At 59.2% G+C, this 19,271-nt stretch carries 20 protein-coding genes and 1 pseudogene; 14 read left to right on the forward strand and 7 right to left on the reverse strand.

Features of this window, described 5'->3' with window-relative positions:
• The coding region (locus Q8Q83_RS11550; RefSeq protein WP_305623843.1) for a serine aminopeptidase domain-containing protein at positions 1–553 on the forward strand (553 nt) is incomplete at its 5' end.
• Between the two features lie 405 nt (positions 554–958).
• Here the strand turns inward: Q8Q83_RS11550 and Q8Q83_RS11555 are convergent.
• The 6 genes from Q8Q83_RS11555 to Q8Q83_RS11580 all read right to left on the reverse strand — a co-directional run bounded on the left by Q8Q83_RS11555 (position 959) and on the right by Q8Q83_RS11580 (position 8,310).
• On the reverse strand, positions 959–1,540 hold the full coding sequence (locus Q8Q83_RS11555; protein WP_305623845.1) for a TetR/AcrR family transcriptional regulator: 582 nt from the start codon (positions 1,538–1,540) through the stop codon (positions 959–961).
• Between the two features lie 467 nt (positions 1,541–2,007).
• Positions 2,008–3,042, reverse strand: a complete 1,035-nt coding sequence (locus Q8Q83_RS11560; RefSeq protein ID WP_305623847.1) for a lipase secretion chaperone — start codon at positions 3,040–3,042, stop codon at positions 2,008–2,010.
• Between the two features lie 94 nt (positions 3,043–3,136).
• Positions 3,137–4,075, reverse strand: coding sequence for a triacylglycerol lipase (locus Q8Q83_RS11565; RefSeq protein WP_305623848.1), 939 nt, complete (start codon positions 4,073–4,075; stop codon positions 3,137–3,139).
• A gap of 117 nt (positions 4,076–4,192) precedes the next feature.
• Positions 4,193–5,566: a DUF1329 domain-containing protein gene (locus Q8Q83_RS11570; protein WP_305623850.1), complete on the reverse strand. Its 1,374-nt coding sequence runs from the start codon at positions 5,564–5,566 to the stop codon at positions 4,193–4,195.
• Positions 5,567–5,592: 26 nt separating this feature from the next.
• The gene (locus tag Q8Q83_RS11575; RefSeq protein WP_305623877.1) at positions 5,593–7,395 is read right to left on the reverse strand and encodes a DUF1302 domain-containing protein; all 1,803 of its coding nucleotides are present in this window, start codon (positions 7,393–7,395) and stop codon (positions 5,593–5,595) included.
• A gap of 747 nt (positions 7,396–8,142) precedes the next feature.
• Complete coding sequence (locus tag Q8Q83_RS11580) at positions 8,143–8,310, reverse strand: hypothetical protein (protein WP_305623878.1); 168 nt, start codon at positions 8,308–8,310, stop codon at positions 8,143–8,145.
• Between Q8Q83_RS11580 and Q8Q83_RS11585 the strand changes: the two are divergent.
• Positions 8,278–9,610, forward strand: a pseudogene (locus Q8Q83_RS11585) (IS4 family transposase). The gene Q8Q83_RS11580 and the pseudogene Q8Q83_RS11585 overlap by 33 nt on opposite strands.
• Before the next feature lie 38 nt (positions 9,611–9,648).
• Here Q8Q83_RS11585 and suhB read toward each other — a convergent pair.
• The gene (gene suhB / locus Q8Q83_RS11590) at positions 9,649–10,464 is read right to left on the reverse strand and encodes an inositol-phosphate phosphatase (protein WP_305623852.1); all 816 of its coding nucleotides are present in this window, start codon (positions 10,462–10,464) and stop codon (positions 9,649–9,651) included.
• Positions 10,465–10,609: 145 nt separating this feature from the next.
• Between suhB and trmJ the strand changes: the two genes are divergently transcribed.
• The 12 genes from trmJ to rlmN all read left to right on the forward strand — a co-directional run.
• Positions 10,610–11,389, forward strand: a complete 780-nt coding sequence (gene trmJ / locus Q8Q83_RS11595; protein WP_305623854.1) for a tRNA (cytosine(32)/uridine(32)-2'-O)-methyltransferase TrmJ — start codon at positions 10,610–10,612, stop codon at positions 11,387–11,389.
• The gene (gene cysE / locus Q8Q83_RS11600; protein WP_305623856.1) at positions 11,382–12,161 is read left to right on the forward strand and encodes a serine O-acetyltransferase; all 780 of its coding nucleotides are present in this window, start codon (positions 11,382–11,384) and stop codon (positions 12,159–12,161) included. Before trmJ ends, cysE begins: the two co-directional genes overlap by 8 nt.
• Positions 12,162–12,300: 139 nt before the next feature.
• The gene (gene iscR, locus Q8Q83_RS11605; protein WP_305623858.1) at positions 12,301–12,792 is read left to right on the forward strand and encodes a Fe-S cluster assembly transcriptional regulator IscR; all 492 of its coding nucleotides are present in this window, start codon (positions 12,301–12,303) and stop codon (positions 12,790–12,792) included.
• A gap of 48 nt (positions 12,793–12,840) precedes the next feature.
• Positions 12,841–14,055: an IscS subfamily cysteine desulfurase gene (locus tag Q8Q83_RS11610; protein ID WP_305623860.1), complete on the forward strand. Its 1,215-nt coding sequence runs from the start codon at positions 12,841–12,843 to the stop codon at positions 14,053–14,055.
• 38 nt (positions 14,056–14,093) lie between these two features.
• Positions 14,094–14,480, forward strand: a complete 387-nt coding sequence (gene iscU, locus Q8Q83_RS11615) for a Fe-S cluster assembly scaffold IscU (RefSeq protein WP_305623862.1) — start codon at positions 14,094–14,096, stop codon at positions 14,478–14,480.
• 12 nt (positions 14,481–14,492) lie between these two features.
• Positions 14,493–14,816 (forward strand): iron-sulfur cluster assembly protein IscA, encoded by a 324-nt coding sequence (gene iscA, locus Q8Q83_RS11620; protein ID WP_305623864.1) that lies wholly within the window; start codon positions 14,493–14,495, stop codon positions 14,814–14,816.
• A gap of 7 nt (positions 14,817–14,823) precedes the next feature.
• Entirely contained in the window at positions 14,824–15,345 is a 522-nt protein-coding gene (gene hscB, locus Q8Q83_RS11625) for a co-chaperone HscB (RefSeq protein ID WP_305623866.1), read from the forward strand.
• Between the two features lie 53 nt (positions 15,346–15,398).
• A complete protein-coding gene (hscA, locus tag Q8Q83_RS11630; protein WP_305623867.1) occupies positions 15,399–17,258 on the forward strand; it encodes a Fe-S protein assembly chaperone HscA in 1,860 nt (619 codons plus the stop codon).
• A gap of 2 nt (positions 17,259–17,260) precedes the next feature.
• Positions 17,261–17,602, forward strand: a complete 342-nt coding sequence (gene fdx / locus Q8Q83_RS11635; RefSeq protein ID WP_305623869.1) for an ISC system 2Fe-2S type ferredoxin — start codon at positions 17,261–17,263, stop codon at positions 17,600–17,602.
• Positions 17,603–17,616: 14 nt separating this feature from the next.
• Complete coding sequence (gene iscX / locus Q8Q83_RS11640) at positions 17,617–17,817, forward strand: Fe-S cluster assembly protein IscX (protein WP_305623871.1); 201 nt, start codon at positions 17,617–17,619, stop codon at positions 17,815–17,817.
• Positions 17,818–17,911: 94 nt separating this feature from the next.
• Positions 17,912–18,343, forward strand: coding sequence for a nucleoside-diphosphate kinase (ndk, locus tag Q8Q83_RS11645; protein ID WP_305623873.1), 432 nt, complete (start codon positions 17,912–17,914; stop codon positions 18,341–18,343).
• A 23-nt stretch (positions 18,344–18,366) separates the two neighbouring features.
• On the forward strand, positions 18,367–19,271 hold a 905-nt coding region (gene rlmN / locus Q8Q83_RS11650; protein ID WP_305623875.1), incomplete at its 3' end, for a 23S rRNA (adenine(2503)-C(2))-methyltransferase RlmN.

The following is a 19,271-nucleotide window of genomic DNA, read 5'->3' on the forward strand; positions in this document are numbered from 1 at the left end:
AACTCATTTGGGGCTTGAACGGTTTCCGAAGGATCTGGATATCAAAGGCTTTATCTTTTCCTCCCCTTACTATGTCAATGCGATCAAAATTCCGAAAGTACTGCTTTGGCTTTCCAAGTCGCTGGCTAAAGTCGTGCCTAAGATGAAAATGCCCTTAGCGTCTTTAACCAAAGTGCTGACCCATGACAGTGCCATTACAGCACGACACTTTGCGGATGAAAAAGACAATATACGCGCAACGGAGGTGACGCTTCGTTTTGTGAGTGAGCTGATATCGGCACAGGCGGGGCTGGGGGGGAAGATGTCCGCGTGGTGTTACCCCTTGTTCGCTGTAGTTGCAGGTGACGACAAACTGGCTGATTCTTGGGAAACGGAAGCCATATTAAAAACCATTACCCCGCATTTTCTGGATTACCATTATTATCCGAATAACTACCACGAGAACTTCAACGAGTCCAATCGCAACATAATTTTCGGCGACATTCTGCGTTGGCTAGAGACCCACCTCAATGTAATTAAAGCGCGTGCCGTCTGCAGTAATCGGCCTGAGTGAGATCGCCGTCGCGCCAAGACTTAACATGCGCCATCCATGATGCGCGCCGTACTGACATGGGTTCCATGTAACTTTCCGCCGGAAAAAAGCACAGGATGGCGCTCGAAATGAGCGAGTTACAGGTGGTAGGGCTGGGCGCTTACTATTGTATGGTCATCGGCTATGCATGATCCTCATGCGCCCGTGATCCGGCGCGAATCCGACCGCGAGCCGCTGGAACGGTTTGCCCGGCTCTGGGGATTTGCTACCTGAGCTGGTCCGATGGCATTGCAAAACGACAAGCGCGTGCGCCCTTTTTATGGATATACGCCCTTATGTGCTTTCGGGTTTTTGTGGGTTACCCCGAGTATCGTAGTTATCCCGGGAAGGAGGCGGTTGCGCCGACCGATACCGCTCTAATAGCGATTAGTCGGCGGCCAGCCCAACGGCTCGCAAGGCCATCTGACTACAACCATCGGAAACTTTATCCTTGGCTAATCGCTCATCCTTGCAAGACCACTCACATGCACCTCTCAACATGGAAATAATGCTGGCAGCGGTAAGCGATATGTCCTCCAGATGAAATATGCCTTGTGACGAGCCCATAACCAAAATAGATTTTAGCTCGGCTTCGTATGCTTCTTTTAGCGACTCGATCAAGGTTCGTCCTTCACCTTTAAGGCTTCGCCAATCCATATTGACGATCAAGCTCTCATAAGCTCTTGAGGTATGCTGGCTAACATGCAGTCGCACAAACTCATCAAGCATAAGTCTAGGGCTGGCGGAAGAATAATTATACTTATGCTCCTGCCATTGAGACAGTAAGTCATCCATATAGTCATGCATCAAATCAAGCAAGATTTCGTCTTTATTCTTGTAATAAACATAAAGTGAGCCTGAATGAATCCCTGAGGCTTTGGCCAATTGACGTAAGCTCATGGAGTCAAATCCATGAGTGGCAATCAACTGAATGGCATTGGCTCTGACAATGCTTTCGGTTATTTTCATATGGAACACTCCAGCCATTGCACTAAGCTTTCCGGGCGCGCCAATATACGACCACCCGAGTCAAACGATTCCTTTAGTGGAAGTCTTGCTGATCAACAAAGGCTCCGCAATCCCAGAACATTGGTTGGTGAGGCCCCGTTTAAAGTTGGCACTTCGTGGCAATCCATTCCTAGATCATTAAAGCTAAATAGGATGGTTGACCGATACTGCTTTGAGTTCAGATTGAGTCCATCGGCATCACCCCCGGCGACCAGGTGGGGCCGGCGGGTCTCTGCTGGCGCTGCTCGGCGTGCACAGGGCCAATGGCTTCTTCATCACCAACAACGGCGATGGACAGGCCCTGACCTTGGCGGTGGTGAGCCTGGTCTTGTCGATCGTGGGGCTGGCAAGCTATCGCTGGATCGCCAGTTCGCCAACTGAAGCCCCATGCGAGAGACCAAGAACCGCCTCGTGCGGGCCTTGGCATTTCAGGGGTTGGCCTGGCTGCGGGCACTGGTCAGCCCCCCGGCGGCGGCCAGGCGCAGGCGCTCGCGCTCGTCGAAGCGTTCCTCGGCCAGGGTGGCTAGGGCCGTGCTCTTGTCGCGGGCGCTGAGTCCGGGGTTGGCCTCGATCTTGGCTTCTTCCCGCTGGTACGCCGCTAACCGTTGCTTCCAGTCTTGCCGCTGCCGATCCAATGCCTCCAGGCGTACGGTGGCTTCGGCGCCGACCAATTGTTGGCGCAGCCGACGGATCTGGGCCGGGGTACCGCCCTGGGCCTGCAGCGCGGCGGTCTGGCTGCGCAGCTCGGTCTGCAACTGGGGTAGTACGGCGCCCGGCAGGGGCTCCGGCAGGCTGGCGAGCAGACGGTCGAGGGCAGCGGCCTTGGCGGCATCGTCCAGGCTGGTGTCGTGGCGGATCGCCAGACGTTCCAGGCTGAACTGGTTGTAGGCCTCTTCTTGAGCGAAGAACGCCTGATGCGCCTCGGCGCTGAAGATCCGCGCGCGCAAGGCCTGCACGGAGGTCTCGCGCTGCCGCAGGCCCTCCACACCGCTCAGCTGCGGCCGGTCGCGCTCCAGCTGCACCAGCTCGCTCTTGTAGCGCAGGTACTGATCGAGCAGGGCCAGGGCCTGGCCTTCGGCGGGTGCTTCCAGCTGGCTGGCGATATAGGCACCCAGGCGCTCGACGCTGCTGCTCAGCGGTTCCTCGCCGATGCTGCTGAGAAAGTAGTCGAAGATGCGCCGGATTTCCTCGCTGACCAGCAGGTTGCCGGCCGCGTCAACATGAAAGCGGCCATCGACCTGCGTGCCTCTGAAGGAAGGCGGTAGCGCTTGTGGCGTGGCCGGCAAAGGTCCGCCTGGCATGTTGCTTGGATTGGTTGAAGTGTGCGGGCTAGACGACTCGGGCGCATCGACTGGTGCGTCAGTCAGGGTCAGGCTGGCCGGTTTGTCGCTCGGCTGCAGGTCGAGCATCAGCGCCACGCAGGCGGCAAACACGGCGGGCAGAAGCAGCAAGAGTTTCTTCATAGGCACTACTCATGTTGAGTGGGTCACGTTGAGCGGGTCATGCTCAGCGTGGTCGGCGAAAAGTCGGGGCCCGGCGGGGCCCCGATGCACATGGTTACAAGCCGACGTTCTTCAGGCGATTGGCGTGCTGGCGATAGACACTGATCGGGCTGGTCTCGAACAGGCTGGTCAGGCCAAGCATTTGGTTTATTTCGTCCATATGGTTCATCAGGTAATTATCACGAATCACCTGCCCCAGATGAGAACCGCAGCGGGTAACCGCTCCATCGCTGTCCTCGCCTTTGAGGCCCAACGACATCAGGGCGAGTAGCCCGTCGGTAAAATCGAGTGGATTGGTTATGACACCGGTACCGGTCCAGGAGTAGTAACGTACGCCGCGGACCTTGTAGTCACCTTCCCCGCAGGCGGTGGCGGGCAGGCCGTGCGGAAACTTGCTGTTGAAGGCCTGCATGCCTGGAGTGCTGATTGAGTCCAGAAAGGCACGGGTGTCCTGTGGCTCCGAGCTGGGATTGCTGGACAGGGCGTTAATCAGGGTAGCTAGAGCATCGACAGCTAGCGAAGCCGTAGTCACGCCGAGCGGGCCGGTACCGATAAGGAGATCGGCGAGTTCGAGGCCCTTGTTTGGACTGCCGATAGTGGTGACCGACGCCACCAGGTCGGGTCTCACGCCTGCGACATAACGGATGGTCGGACCGCCATGGCTGTGACCGATCAGGTTGACCTTGGGCTTGCCGCTGAGCGCGACTATTTCTTCTACCTGCGCCAGCAGTTCCTCGCCGCGTACCTCGGTGCTATTCGATTGACTGACTTGGGTCGCATAGACTTCAGCCCCACCACTGCGCAGGGCGGCGGGAATACCGTACCAGTGCTCGACACCCAGGATCTTGTCCCACCCCATAAATCCGTGGCTGAGAACGATTGGGTATTGGGTCTGGGTGTAGCCGGATGAGCCAAACAAGCCTGCATCGGCGTGGGAACACAGTGAACATAAGGCCAGGGTTGTGCCCAGGCGGAATCGAGTCCAGATATTCATAAGTACACTCTTTTTTTTTGTTGGGATGAGTGAATACAAATACTCAGCGGCTACATGGGCGGAGTCGGAACCCCTAGGCTGGCAACAATCAGCCTAGGGGCGTGCACGACTAGCTGCTCAACGCACGCCGGCCTGCCGTAGAGACGCCGTGCTGTAGTCCATCGACGAAGCGCTATGGGTGAAGTCGTAGGCTTGTTTCTCCTCGTTCTTCATGCCCGTGGCCAGGTAGCGGCCGGAAATCAGGTCGTACAGGGTTTCCAGGGTGATCCAGGGCACCTGCTTGTTGTAGTAGTACTGGGCATGCGCTTCGGCCACGCGCCACAGGGCACCGTGACCGTCGTAATGGTCGATCTCGGCAGCCTGCCAGGTGTCCTCGTCGATGAAGAAGTCACGCTTGGCATAGATGTGGCGCTTGCCGGGCTTCAGGGTCGCGGTCACGTGCCAGACGCGGTGCAGTTCGTAACGGGCCAGGTCCTGGTTGATGTGGCCGGCCTTGATAATGTCGTCGTACTTCAGCTTCGGCGAGTCCAGCTTGTAAGCGTTATAGGGGATATAGATCTCCTTCTTGCCGTTGAGCTGCCACTCGTAACGATCCGGCGCACCGTTGTACATGTCGTAGTTGTCGGATGTCCGCAGACCGTCCGATGCAGTACCCGGGCCGTCATAGGACACCTGCGGCGCGCGGCGCACGCGGCGCTGGCCGGCGTTGTAGAGCCAGGCCATGCGCGGCTCTTGCACCTGGTCGAGGGTCTCGTGCACCAGTATCACGTTACCCGCCAGGCGCGTGGGCGCGGTGACCCGCTGCTTGAAGTAGAACAGCACGTTGCTCGGCTTGCTCGGGTCGTAGTCCTTCAGGCTGGAGGGGAAGGTGAACTCGTCCTGGAGGTAAACCGGTGAGTAGGAACCGTTGGCCTGCGGGGTGGCCTGGGTGATCCGACGCAGCATGGTGCCGCCACGGTAACGGGTGATGTGGTTCCAGATAACTTCCAGACCGTCTTTCGGGATCGGGAAGGGGTTGGCGCTCTGGAAATTCTCCAGGCCGTTGCCGCCTTCCACCAGCTTGGTGGCGGTGGCATTGGCCTTGGTCGCGGCGAGGATATCGGCCGGCTCTGTAGCGCTACGATGAGTCGGGTATACCGGCATCTTGTAGCTGTCCGGGTAGCGTTTGAACAGCGCCCGCTGGCCTGGGGTCAGCTTGTCTTTGTACTGCTCGACGTTCTGCGCGGTGATGGTGAACAGCGGTTTTTCAGTCGGGAATGGATCGGCCAGGAAGCCCTTACTATCCACCGCGCCGGCATTCTGCGGCAGACCGCCGGTCCACTCGGGGATGCTGCCGTCGGCGTTGCCGGCCTTCTCGGCACCCACGGGGGTCAACGTGCTGCCCAGCTTGGCGGCTTCGTCAGGAGAAACGGCAGCCATCGCCCCGCTGGCCAGCAGGGACAACGCCAGGGCGCCGGTTTGCAACAGATGTCTTGTAGTTTTCGTTTGCATCATCATTCCTCGTAATTCCTGTCTGCTTAGAAGTTCACGCCGAAGCTGAGTGCAGCGAAGTCACGATCGATCGAGGTGTTGTAATCCCCCCCGAAGAAGTCGGTGTAGGACAGGCTGGCGGTGTAGGTGTTCTGGTAGTCGGCATCCAGGCCCAGGCTGACGGCCTTGTTGCCCTCGTTGAAGGTCGGGCCATAGCCGTCGACATCATGGGACCAGGCGACGCTGGGCTTCAGGTTGATCCCGGCTATCGCGTCGTTGTAGTCCCAAATCGCGCGGACGCGGTAACCCCAGGAATTGGCGGTGGTGAAACCGTCGTCTTCGCAGTACTTGCTGACGTTTTCTGCGGTCGCGCTACCCAGGGTGCTGGTGTTCAGCGCCGAGCAGGTATTGATCGAACCGGTTGCCGGCAGCGGGCCGGAGCCGAACACCGGGTCGCGGCCGTAGCGCGCCTTAGAGCTGCTTTCCAGGCTACCGACGTGAGTCGCGCCAATCTCGCCCACCAGGGTCAGGCGGCTGGCGCCCATGACCTGGTCGAAGAAATGGGTGAAAGTGGTCTGCAGCTGGGTGGTTTCCTTGCGCCGATAGCCATGCAGATCCTGTCCCGGCGTACCGTCCAGCAGCGAGGCGTTAGCGAACAGGCCGCCCAGGGGGCCGACCTGAGCGAACAGGAGGTCGGTGGAGTTCAACTGCACCGGGGCATTCGGCCGGTAGCTGACCTCGCCGCTCCAGGCCGTGCCGGTGGGCAGGGCGGTGGAGAAGCTCAGGCCGTACAGGCGGATATCTTCCGGATACTCCATGAAGTACTGCGAGTTGCCCGCAATCATTAGCGGAGCCAGCGCACCGAGGCCTGGCGCAACCGCAAAGAGTGCCGGCGAAGCCCCTGCGGTGCTCAAGATCGGCAGACGGCTGTGGTAATTGACGAAGAAGGCGCCGAATTCGGTATCCAGCGGCTCGGCGAAATAGCGCAGTGCAGCGCCCCATTGGCCGTCATCATCGGCATCACGGTCTGGACCGCGAGGTACCAACACCCCCTCTTCATCGACATCGACACCGAAGCCCCCCAATGCAGCAAGGGCAGCGGCAGGCAGGCTCGAACGCTTACGCAACCCTCGCACGTTGTCGTCGCAGCCATCGGCCACCGCGTCCGGCTGGGAGAAGAAGGTGCCGCAGTTGTCGATGACGGCCTGATCCCATTCCAGCTGATAGAAGGCCTCGGCGGAGAGATTCTCGGTCAGGCCCTGCGACAGGTAGAACATGTTGACCGGAATCAGGCCCTCCTTGACCTCGGCCCCCGGGCGACGGAACGCCGAGACGTCAACCGGGTTGATCGAGTTGATACTGTTACCGATAAAGGTGCTCTCGCCCCAGCTCACCACCTGCTTGCCCAGGCGCACGGTGCCGGGCCGACCGGCGATGTTGTAGTTGTGGTAGACGAAGGCATCGAGAAGCTGCGCGCCGGAAGATTTCGCGCCTTCCTTGCGGCCACTGTCGTCGATGTCCTTGAACAGACGGCTCTCATCCTGCAGCTCGAAGTCATACCAGTACTTGCCGCGGACGAAGACACCGGTGTCGCCGTACTTCAGCTCGAGATCGTGGATGCCCTTGAAGATCTTCGAGAAGGTCTCGCCCTTCTTGAAATTCAGGCGACTGTCATCGGAGGTCTGCGACAGCCCGTCGCCCCCATTGTTCGCCCCAATCAGATCCGGATCGGCACTGCGTGTCGACCAACTGGCACCGACCGACAGCGAGGAGTCGAGTTGCCCCTCCACTTCACCGAGCGAGAAGCTTACCGCCCATGAGGGCGCACTTAGCGAAAGTGCGCACAGCATGGCAATGGGTTGATAGATATGGCTGCCAATTATTGTTGTTTTCACCTGCGCTACTCCATTGGTTGTTATGCAGATACTTGTTTGCGGATGCCGGAATGCTCTGGCCGAAAAAACCTCTCTGTGCCGGAATTGACCAATTTGCTTATGAGTTCAGGAGCTCAAGATCATGTGCCGCTTGAATAACTCGGGAAAAGTCTCATGCTTCTTGAAGTTCAAGCGGCCGTCATCGCCAGTGGTAGAGGAACCACGTCCCCATGGTTAACACCGATCGATTCTGGATCTGGATTACGCAAGGCCCAACTCGCTTCTATTGAGCGGGAAGAGTCGAGCTGCCCTTGAGCCCCACCAAGTTTGAAATCCAAGGCAAATACTGGAAGCTCGGAGGCAGCGCGTACACCAAGGCAAACGACTGACGGGAGCGACAGGTGGGTATTATTGTTTTCGTCATCTAATGTCCGAGTCTTGTTATTAGAAGCATCTAACGACTTGTGAATGACAACTAACGTTCACTCTAAAGTTAGGCCTCTAAAGAAGTGCTCTGCGGTTAATTGATTTAAGTAGTCTTCCCCCCCTTCACACAATGCCGAAAACACACAAATAAATGTGCAGAAACTACCAGTGGATCGGTGGATATATGTCATATCTTTCTAAGGGATGTTTGAAAAAGGCTTCCCGGTTCTGGTGAAATACGCTTCCTTTCCCTGCTCCGAGCAGCCAGATGAAAACAGATTGGATGGTCGGCTGCTGTTACCCGAGCAGGCCGCGAATACGGTCCAATAAAAAAAGCGCCCCACGGGGTAGTGCCGATCCGTTAAGCCCTCTTGCTTGGCCTTTGGCCGCAAGAAATAAAAATCCGCTGCCAGTATTGGCATCGGATTTTTTATGCGTCTCGCTCGGGCACTGGAACTCACCCATAACATCGCCTCCACTCCCGGCTCAATCGAGGGGCTGGATTCCTTACTCGATCCTTCTTGGGTCGGGCAGGCACTCGAGCAGGCCGGTGTAGCGACCCTGCGCAAGCGCGCGTTTGCCGCTGGAAATGATGTTCTGGTGCGTTATTTCCATGGCGTTCTTTCGGCGCATGTCGGTCTGGGATGTGGTCAGTCGCATGAGCATCATGTTGCCGGGCCAGCGTCCATTGGTGGCGCCCAGCGCCGTGGTCCAAGCCGCCAGCGGTTGGGTAGGGAGGCCGTACGACAGGTCTTCGATCTGATGTAGAACAGTTAGTATGAGGCGGCCGGTCATCCGACCTGGGCCGGTTTGCGCTTACTGGGCATCGACGGCGTCGTCTGGCGAACGCCCGATACCCCAGAAAACCGCGCGCGTTACCACGCTGCCGGCAACCAGCACGGCGACACGGGCTTTTCTCGGGTGCACATGGTGTGCCAGATGGAGTTGACCAGCCATCTGCTGGTCAGCAGTGCCTTCGCCGGTTATCGCAGTAATGAAATGAAGCTGGCCGAGCAACTGATCGACAGCGCACCCGATCATTCCTTGACCCTGTTCGACCGCGGCTTCTACTCCTTGGGCCTGCTGCATCGCTGGCAACAGAGCGGCATCCAGCGTCATTGGTTGTTGCCATTGCGCAAGGATGCCCGGTACGAGGCGGCACACCGGCTGGGACGCCAGGATGCCCTCGTAACCCTGAAGACTTCACCACAAACACGCAAATAATGGCCTGATCTGCCGGAAACGCTGCAGGCGCGCCTGCTGAGCAAGACGATCAAGGGCAAGGTGCGCCAGATCCTGACCTCCATGACCGATCCCTTGCGTTTCCCATCAGATGAGATCGTCGACCTGTACAGCCAGCGCTGGGAGATCGAGCAGGGTTTTCGAGAAATGAAGCAGACCCTGCTCAACAGTCGCTATGCGTTGCGCGGCAAGACGTCCGAGATGATCGAGCAGGAACTGTGGGGCGTGTTATTGGGCTACAACCTGCTGCGCTATGCAGATGCTGGGGATGAGCCGCCACTGCCCAGGTATTTACCCGTGCGAAATGAGCTTTACCGCTTGTATCTGGGCGATCCTGGGATTTCTCAACGGAACCTCCCTTAGCCGTCCTGGCAACATCCCTCGCTACTGGGTCGAATTGCAGGCCTCGACCATGCATTACGTTCTCCCTCATCGTCGGGAAGATCGCCACTATCCTCGGGTGGTCAAGCCCAAAGCCCCCAAGTATCCAACCAGAAATAAAAATGCCAGTCAGCTTAACTGACTGGCATTAGTCCGCGGGGCGCTTTTTTATGCGGGGGATCAGCGCTTCAATGATGCCGACAGGTGCGGCTGAATGGCCGTCAACACGGCTTTGAAGCACTTGGTGTTGCCGGCCACTATATGGCCCTTTTCCAGGAACTCGTGGCCACCGCTGAAATCGCTGACCAGGCCGCCCGCTTCCTGAATCAGCAGGGCGCCGGCGGCCATGTCCCATTCGGACAGGCCGAATTCCCAGAACGCATCGAAGCGGCCGGCGGCCACATAAGCCAGGTCCAGACTGGCGGCGCCGGCGCGGCGAACGCCGGCGGTCTGGCCGACCAGGCTGCGGAACATGCCCAGGTAGTTGTCCAGGTTGTCCATCTGGCTGTCGCGGAATGGGAAGCCGGTGCCGAGCAGGGCGCCTTCCAGGCTCTTGCGGTTGCTGACGCGCAGGCGACGACCATTCAGGGCGGCGCCGCGGCCGCGGCTGGCGGTGAATTCTTCCTGGCGCACCGGGTCGATGATGACTGCGTGCTCGAGGCGGCCGCGGTATTTGCAGGCCACGCTGACGGCGTAATGCGGGATGCCGCGAATAAAGTTGGTGGTGCCATCCAGTGGGTCGATGATCCACAGGTAGTCGGCGCCGTCGCCGCTGCCGGCGCTCAGGCCGCTTTCCTCGCCGAGCACACCGTGGTTCGGGAAGGCCTTGCGCAGAGCCTGGATGATCAGCTGCTCGGCGGAGCGATCGATCTCCGTCACATAATCCTTGGCTTCTTTCTCGTCGACCGAGATGACGTCCAAGCGTTCGGTCGAGCGGAAGATCATTTCGCCGGCGCTACGGGCTGCGCGCAGCGCGATATTCAGCATGGGCTGCATGGATGTTCACCTGGGTCGTTAAAGAAAGCCGGCCATATTAGCAGAAAAGCACGAGGGTTGAAGTGCAACCTGTGTCTTGCGTGGCGTAAGCGGGGCGGCTTCTGTAAGATTTGCTGCCCTAATGTCGTCTGTGTGAGCGCTTGCGTTGCTGGAAAATATTCGCGTCGTGTTGGTCAATACCAGTCATCCGGGCAATATCGGGGGTGCCGCGCGGGCCATGAAGAATATGGGGCTGTCGCGCCTGGTGCTGGTCGATCCGCAGGATTTCCCCAGCGGCGAGGCGGTGGCGCGCGCCTCGGGGGCGACCGATATTCTCGACGCGGCGCAGGTGGTCGGCACGCTTGAGGAGGCCTTGGTGGGTTGCAGTCTGGTGCTCGGCACCAGTGCTCGCGATCGGCGTATCCCCTGGCCGCTGCTGGACCCGCGCGAGTGCGGCGTGGCGGCTTGCGAGCAGGCGCAGCAAGCCGGGGAAGTGGCGTTGGTGTTCGGTCGCGAGTATGCCGGCCTGACCAATGAGGAATTGCAGCGTTGTCATTTTCACGTGCATATTCCCTCCGAACCCGAGTTCAGTTCGCTGAATCTGGCGGCGGCGGTCCAGGTATTGGCTTATGAGGTGCGCATGGCCTGGCTGGCGCTGCAGAATCAGCCGACCAAGACGCTCAAGCTGGAGACCACGGCTATCCAGAGTTCGCAGCCGGTTACCGCGGATGAGCTGGAGTCTTTTTATGCGCACCTGGAGCTGGCACTGGTTGAGATAGGTTTTCTCGACCCGGCCAAGCCCAGGCATTTGATGAGTCGCTTGCGCCGCCTGTATGGGCGTAGTGCGGTAAGCAAGCTGGAAATGAATATTTTGCGCGGTATTTTGACGGAAACCGTCAAGGCGGCGCGTGGCGAGCACCATGGGCAGGGGAAGGCAGATGTTTGAACGCATGCGAGAGGATATCCAGAGCGTATTTCATCGTGATCCGGCGGCGCGCAATGCCTTCGAGGTGGTCACCTGCTATCCCGGTCTGCATGCGGTCTGGCTGCATCGCGTGGCTCATGGTTTGTGGGTGAATGGCTGGAAGTGGCTGGCGCGGATGGTGTCGAATTTCGGCCGTTGGCTGACCGGTATTGAAATTCACCCGGGCGCCAAAATTGGCCGGCGTTTCTTTATCGATCACGGCATGGGCATCGTCATAGGCGAGACCGCCGAGATCGGCAACGATGTGACCCTCTATCAGGGCGTTACCCTGGGTGGCACCAGTTGGAACAAGGGTAAGCGCCATCCGACCCTGGAGGATGGGGTGGTGGTCGGCGCCGGCGCCAAGGTGCTGGGGCCTTTTACTGTCGGCGCTGGGGCCAAGATCGGCTCCAACGCGGTGGTCACCAAGGCGGTGCCGGCGGGTGCCACTGCGGTGGGTATCCCGGGGCGGATCATCCTCAAGTCAGATGATGAGTTGGAGGCCAAGCGCCGGGCTATCGCGGAAAAGCTCGGTTTCGATGCCTATGGCGTCAGTCAGGACATGCCCGATCCCATAGCGCGCGCCATTGGTCAGCTGCTCGATCACCTGCACGCAGTGGACGGTCGGCTGGAGGGTATGTGCGGTGCGCTCAAGTCCTTGGGCAGTGATTACTGCGCCAAGGACTTGCCGCAGTTGCGTGACGAGGACTTCGCCGGGGTGGTCAAAGAGGCGGACGACAAGCCGGCGGCCTGATGGTGCGCGCGCAGGCATTTTGCTATGCTGCGCGCCCTCCGAATGCGCTAATCCCGACTAAAGCCCTAGGGCTTATAGTTGACTTAAATAGTCGGGAATTGCATACTCGCGCCATATTGTGAGCACGCGGTAATTCCCCATGCGATTGACCACCAAAGGCCGTTACGCCGTGACCGCCATGCTGGATCTGGCGCTGCACGCGCAGCGTGGTCCGGTGTCCCTGGCTGATATTTCCGAGCGGCAGGGTATTTCTCTCTCTTACCTGGAGCAGCTGTTCGCCAAGCTGCGCCGTGGCAATCTGGTTTCCAGCGTGCGCGGTCCGGGTGGCGGCTATCAGTTGTCGCGAGACATGCAGGGCATCCAGGTCGCCGAGGTGATCGACGCGGTCAATGAGTCGGTCGATGCCACGCGCTGCCAGGGGCAGGGCGATTGCCATGCCGGCGATACCTGCCTGACTCACCATCTGTGGTGTGACCTCAGTCAGCAGATACATGAATTCCTTAGTGGCATCAGTCTGGCTGATCTGGTGACCCGCCGAGAAGTGCAGGAAGTTGCCCAGCGCCAGGATCAGCGCCGTTGCCATGGCAGGACGCCACATCTGGATAAGATCGAAGCGTCCACCGTCGATTGAGCGCAAGACGCCGGCCAGCAGGCCTGATACCTGATTAGGAGAGAGTTAATGAAATTGCCGATTTACCTCGATTATTCCGCGACCACGCCGGTCGATCCGCGCGTCGCGCAAAAGATGAGCGAATGCCTGCTGGTGGATGGCAACTTCGGTAACCCGGCGTCGCGCTCCCATGTGTTTGGTTGGAAAGCCGAGGAGGCCGTGGAAAATGGCCGTCGTCAGGTGGCCGAACTGGTCAATGCCGACCCGCGCGAGATCGTCTGGACGTCCGGCGCCACCGAGTCGAACAACCTGGCCATCAAGGGCATCGCCGACTTCTACAAGAGTAAAGGCAAGCACCTGGTCACCTCCAAGATCGAACACAAGGCCGTGCTGGACGCCATGCGTCAGCTCGAGCGTGAAGGCTTCGAGGTCACCTATATCGAGCCCGGCGAAGATGGCCTGATTACCCCGGCCATGGTCGAGGCGGCGCTGCGCGAAGACACCATTCTGGTGTCGGTCATGCACGTGAACAACGAAATCGGCACCATCAACGACATCGCCGCCATTGGTGAGCTGACCCGCTCGCGCGGTGTGTTCTTGCATGTCGATGCGGCGCAGTCCACCGGCAAGGTGGCCATCGATCTGGAGCGGCTCAAGGTCGATCTGATGTCCTTCTCGGCGCACAAGACCTATGGCCCCAAAGGCGTCGGTGCGCTGTTCGTGCGGCGTAAGCCGCGGGTGCGTCTTGAGGCCCAGACCCATGGTGGTGGCCATGAGCGGGGCATGCGTTCCGGCACCCTGGCGACTCACCAGATAGTCGGCATGGGCGAAGCCTTCCGCATCGCCAAGGAAGAAATGGCCCAGGAAAACCAGCGCATCCTGGCCCTGCGTAATCGTTTCTTCCAGCAACTCGAGGGCATGGAAGAGCTCTATGTCAACGGCAGCATGACGGCTCGGGTTCCGCACAACCTCAACCTCAGCTTCAACTATGTCGAAGGTGAGTCCTTGATCATGGCGCTCAAGGATCTGGCGGTCTCCTCCGGTTCGGCCTGTACCTCGGCCTCTCTGGAACCGTCCTACGTATTGCGCGCACTGGGGCGCAACGATGAGCTAGCGCACAGTTCCATCCGTTTCACCTTTGGGCGTTTCACCAGCGAAGAAGAAGTCGATTACGCCGCGCAGAAAGTCCGCGAGGCGGTCACCAAGCTGCGCGAGTTGTCGCCGCTGTGGGATATGTACAAAGACGGTGTGGATCTGTCCAAGATCGAGTGGGCCGCACACTAAGGTTGCTTTGCAGCCCCTGATGAGAGAGGAATTACAGCATGTCTTATAGCGAAAAGGTCATTGACCACTACGAGAACCCGCGCAACGTCGGCAAGATGGACGCGCAAGACCCGGATGTCGGCACCGGCATGGTCGGCGCGCCGGCTTGCGGTGACGTGATGCGCCTGCAGATCAAGGTCAACGAGCAGGGTGTGATCGAAGACGCCAAATTCAAGACCTATGGTTGCGGCTCTGCCATCGCTTCCAGCTCCCTCGCCACCGAGTGGATGAAGGGCAAGACCCTGGACGAGGCGGAAACCATCAAGAACACCCAGTTGGCTGAAGAGTTGGCGTTGCCGCCAGTAAAAATCCACTGCTCGGTACTCGCCGAAGACGCCATCAAGGCGGCCGTGCGCGATTACAAGCAGAAGAAAGGCTTGCTCTAAGGAGGTATGTCGATGGCTATCAGCATGACCGAAGCTGCCGCTCAGCACGTGCGTCGCTCCCTCGAAGGGCGCGGCAAGGGCGAGGGTATCCGCCTGGGTGTGCGCACCACGGGCTGCTCTGGCCTGGCCTATGTGCTGGAGTTTGTCGATGAGAGTGCTGGCGAAGACCAGGTGTTCGAGAGTCACGGGGTCAAGGTGATCATCGATCCCAAGAGCCTGGTGTACCTCGATGGCACCGAGCTGGACTTTGTCAAAGAAGGTTTGAACGAAGGCTTCAAGTTCAACAATCCTAACGTGCGCGGTGAGTGTGGCTGCGGCGAAAGCTTCAATATCTGAGGCGCGTGTGGGTAGTCCTTGTCACTTTGCTTTGTTCGATCTGCAGCCGAGTTTCCGTCTGGATCCTGAACAGCTCGCCGCGCGTTACCGTGAGCTGGCGCGCAACGTTCATCCGGATCGCTTCGCCGATGCGTCCGATCGCGAGCAGCGGCTGGCGCTGGAACAGTCGGCCAGCCTCAACGAAGCCTACAGTACCTTGAAGAGTGCGCCGCGGCGCGCTCGCTATCTGCTGGCCTTGCGCGGACCCGAGCTGCCCCTGGAAGTCACGGTGCAAGACCCGGATTTTCTCCTGCAGCAGATGCAGCTGCGCGAAGAGCTGGAAGACTTGCATGAGAGTGCCGACCTTGCCGGCGTTGCGGTGTTCAAACGGCGCCTGAAAATCGCTCAGGACGAGCTGAACGAAAGCTTTGCGGTTTGTTGGGATGATGCTGCGTGCCGCGATGAGGCCGAGCGCCTGATGCGTCGTATGCAGTTTCTCGACAAGCTTTCCCACGAGGTTCGTCAGCTGGAAGAGCACCTCGACGATTAACGCTCGTGCGCCCCTGTTGGCGCGCCTGATATCTAGATAAGCATTGATTAATCATGGCCCTACTGCAGATCGCTGAGCCCGGACAAAGCCCCCAGCCACACCAGCGTCGTCTGGCGGTGGGGATCGACCTGGGCACCACCAATTCGCTGGTCGCTGCTGTGCGCAGTGGCTTATCTGAGCCGTTGGCGGACGCGGCCGGGCAGGTCATCTTGCCGTCTGCGGTGCGCTACCATGCCGAGCGTGTCGAGGTAGGCGCGACGGCCAAGGCGGCCGCATCCGGCGATCCACTGAACACCGTGCTGTCGGTCAAACGTCTGATGGGGCGCGGCCTGGCCGACGTCAAGCAACTGGGCGAGCAGCTGCCCTATCGCTTCGTCGATGGCGAATCCCATATGCCTTTTATCGACACAGTGCAGGGGGCGAAAAGCCCGGTCGAGGTGTCGGCCGATATTCTCAAGGTGCTGCGTCAGCGCGCCGAGGCGACCCTGGGTGGTGAGCTGGTGGGGGCGGTGATCACGGTGCCGGCCTATTTCGATGATTCCCAGCGTCAGGCCACCAAGGATGCCGCGCGTCTGGCCGGCCTGAATGTGCTGCGTCTGCTCAATGAGCCGACCGCGGCGGCCGTGGCCTATGGCCTGGATCAGCACGCCGAAGGTCTGGTGGCTATCTATGACCTGGGTGGCGGTACCTTCGATATTTCGATTCTGCGCCTGACCGGCGGAGTCTTCGAGGTGCTGGCCACCGGTGGCGATAGCGCCCTGGGTGGCGATGACTTCGATCATGCGATTGCCGGCTGGATAGTTCGCCAGGCCGGTATTTCGGCAGACCTCGATCCTGGCCAACAGCGTCTTTTGCTGGAAGCGGCGTGCGCCGCTAAGGAAGCTCTCACCAACGATGCCGATGCGCCGCTGAGCTATGACAGTTGGCAGGGTAGGTTGAGCCGCAAACAGCTCGATGAGCTGATCGAGCCTATGGTGGCGCGCAGTCTCAAGGCCTGCCGCCGTGCGGTGCGGGATGCCGGCATCGAGCTGGAAGACATCAAGGCGGTGGTCATGGTCGGCGGTTCGACTCGTGTGCCGCGGGTCCGTCAGTCCGTGGCCGAGCTGTTTGCTCGCGAGCCCTTGACCGATATCGACCCCGATCAGGTGGTGGCCATAGGGGCGGCGATTCAGGCCGATGCGCTGGCCGGCAATAAGCGTGATGAAGAGTTGCTGCTGTTGGATGTGATCCCGTTGTCGCTCGGCCTGGAAACCATGGGCGGGCTGATGGAGAAGGTGATCCCGCGCAACACCACCATCCCGGTGGCGCGCGCCCAGGACTTCACCACCTATAAAGATGGCCAGACGGCCATGCTGATTCATGTGCTGCAGGGCGAGCGTGAGCTGATCAGCGATTGCCGCTCCCTGGCACGCTTCGAATTGCGCGGTATTCCTCCGATGGTCGCCGGTTCGGCGAAGATTCGCGTGACTTTCCAGGTGGACGCCGACGGCTTGCTCAGTGTGGCCGCCCGTGAATTGGTCTCGGGAGTGGAGGCGAGTATCCAGGTCAAGCCGTCCTATGGGCTGACCGATGGCGAAATCGCTCGCATGCTGCAGGATTCGTTCAAGAATGCCGGTGACGACAAGGTCGCCCGCGTGCTGCGCGAACAGCAAGTGGATGCGCAGCGCTTGCTGGAGGCGGTAGAGGCTGCGCTGCAGGCCGATGGTGAGCGTTTGCTGGAGGCCGATGAGCGCCTGGCGATTGAGGCGCAGATGCAGCAGTTGCGTGAATTGATGGTGGGTAACGATGGCTTGGCCATCGAGCAGCAAACCAAGCGCCTGACCCAGGTGACCGATGCCTTCGCCGCGCGTCGCCTGGATGCCACGGTCAAAGCCGCCCTGGCTGGCCGTAGTCTTAACGAGATTGAGGAATAAGCATGCCGCAGATCATTTTTCTGCCCCACGCCGTATTCTGCCCGGATGGGCTGGTCGTAGAGGTTGAGCCCGGTACCTCGATCCTCGAAGTGGCGCATGGCAACCATATCGAGATTGAAAGTGCCTGCGGCGGCGTCTGTGCCTGCACCACATGCCACTGCATCATTCGTGAGGGGTTTGACTCGCTAGCTGAGGCTGACGAATTGGAGGAGGATCTGCTGGACAAGGCTTGGGGGCTTGAAGCGCAATCGCGTTTGTCCTGCCAGGCTATTGTCGGTGATGAGGATCTGACCGTCGAGATTCCGAAATACTCGCTCAACCATGCCTCTGAGGCACCGCACTGATTCAAGGAGTTGCCATGAGTCTGAAATGGGTTGATGTGCTGGAAATCGCGATCCAGTTGGCTGATTCCAGGCCTGATGTAGACCCTCGCTTCGTCAATTTTGTCGATCTGCACGGCTGGGTGCTGGCTTTGCCGGAGTTTTCCGACGATCCGCAGCGCGGCGGCGAAAAGGTCCTCGAGGCCATTCAGGCGGCCTGGATCGAGGAGGCCGATTGACCCGTCGCTTGGCGCGCCCTACGCATTTATCCTGAACCCGCGTATAATTCGCGGGTTTAATTTTTCGCTTTAATCATTGTTTCTGGAGTTCCACATGGCTGTTCAACGTACTTTCTCCATCATCAAGCCTGACGCCGTCGCTAAAAACCATATCGGTGAGATCACCAGCCGTTTCGAAAAAGCCGGCCTGCGCGTCGTCGCTTCGAAAATGCTTCAGCTGTCCGAGCGCGAAGCTGCTGGCTTCTACGCTGAGCACAGCGAGCGTGGCTTCTTCAAGGATCTGGTTGCTTTCATGACCTCCGGTCCGGTTATCGTCCAGGTACTGGAAGGTGAAGATGCCGTCCTGAAGAACCGTGAACTGATGGGCGCTACCAACCCGAAAGAAGCCGCTGCCGGCACCATCCGTGCTGACTTCGCGGTTTCCATCGACGAAAACGCCGTACACGGTTCCGATTCCGAAGCATCCGCCGCTCGCGAAATCGCTTACTTCTTCGCTTCGACCGAAGTTTGCGCTCGCATTCGCTAAGCGAATTGAGTGAGGGTGAAGCCATGACTGAAGCTACCGGTAAAATCAATCTGCTGGGTCTGACCCAGGCAGAAATGGAGCAGTTCTTCGATAGCATCGGAGAGAAGCGCTTCCGTGCCGGTCAGGTGATGAAGTGGATTCACCACTTTGGCATCGATGATTTCGATGCCATGAGTAACGTCGGCAAGGTCTTGCGCGAAAAGCTCAAGGCCTCTGCCGAGATACGCGGCCCGGAAGTGGTCAGCGAAGATATTTCCACCGATGGCACGCGCAAGTGGGTGGTGCGGGTGGCGTCGGGCAGTTGTGTCGAAACCGTGTATATCCCCCAGGGCTCGCGCGGCACCTTGTGTGTCTCCTCGCAGGCCGGTTGTGCGCTGGATTGCAGTTTCTGCTCGACTGGCAAGCAAGGTTTTAACAGCGATCTGAGCGCCGCCGAGGTGATAGGCCAGGTGTGGATCGCCAACAAGTCGTTCGGCAGTGTGCCGGCGAAAATCGACCGTGCCATCACCAACGTGGTGATGATGGGCATGGGCGAGCCCTTGTTGAATTTCGACAATGTGGTCGCCGCCATGAAAATCATGATGGATGACCTCGGTTACGGTATCTCCAAGCGCAAGGTGACCCTGTCCACTTCGGGCGTGGTGCCGATGATCGACAAGCTCGGTGAAGTCATCGACGTGTCTCTGGCGCTGTCGTTGCACGCGCCGAACGACGCGCTGCGCAATCAGCTGGTGCCGATCAACAAGAAGTACCCGCTGGAGATGTTGCTGGCGGCCTGCAAGCGTTATGTCTCGCGCCTCGGCGAGAAACGTGTGCTGACCATCGAGTACACCTTGCTCAAGGACGTCAACGACCAGCTCGACCATGCGGTCGAAATGGTCGAGCTGCTCAAGAACGTGCCGTGCAAGATCAACCTGATCCCGTTCAA

The sequence above is a fragment of the Pseudomonas sp. genome (genome assembly GCF_030696055.1).
In the GTDB taxonomy this organism is placed as follows: domain Bacteria; phylum Pseudomonadota; class Gammaproteobacteria; order Pseudomonadales; family Pseudomonadaceae; genus Aquipseudomonas.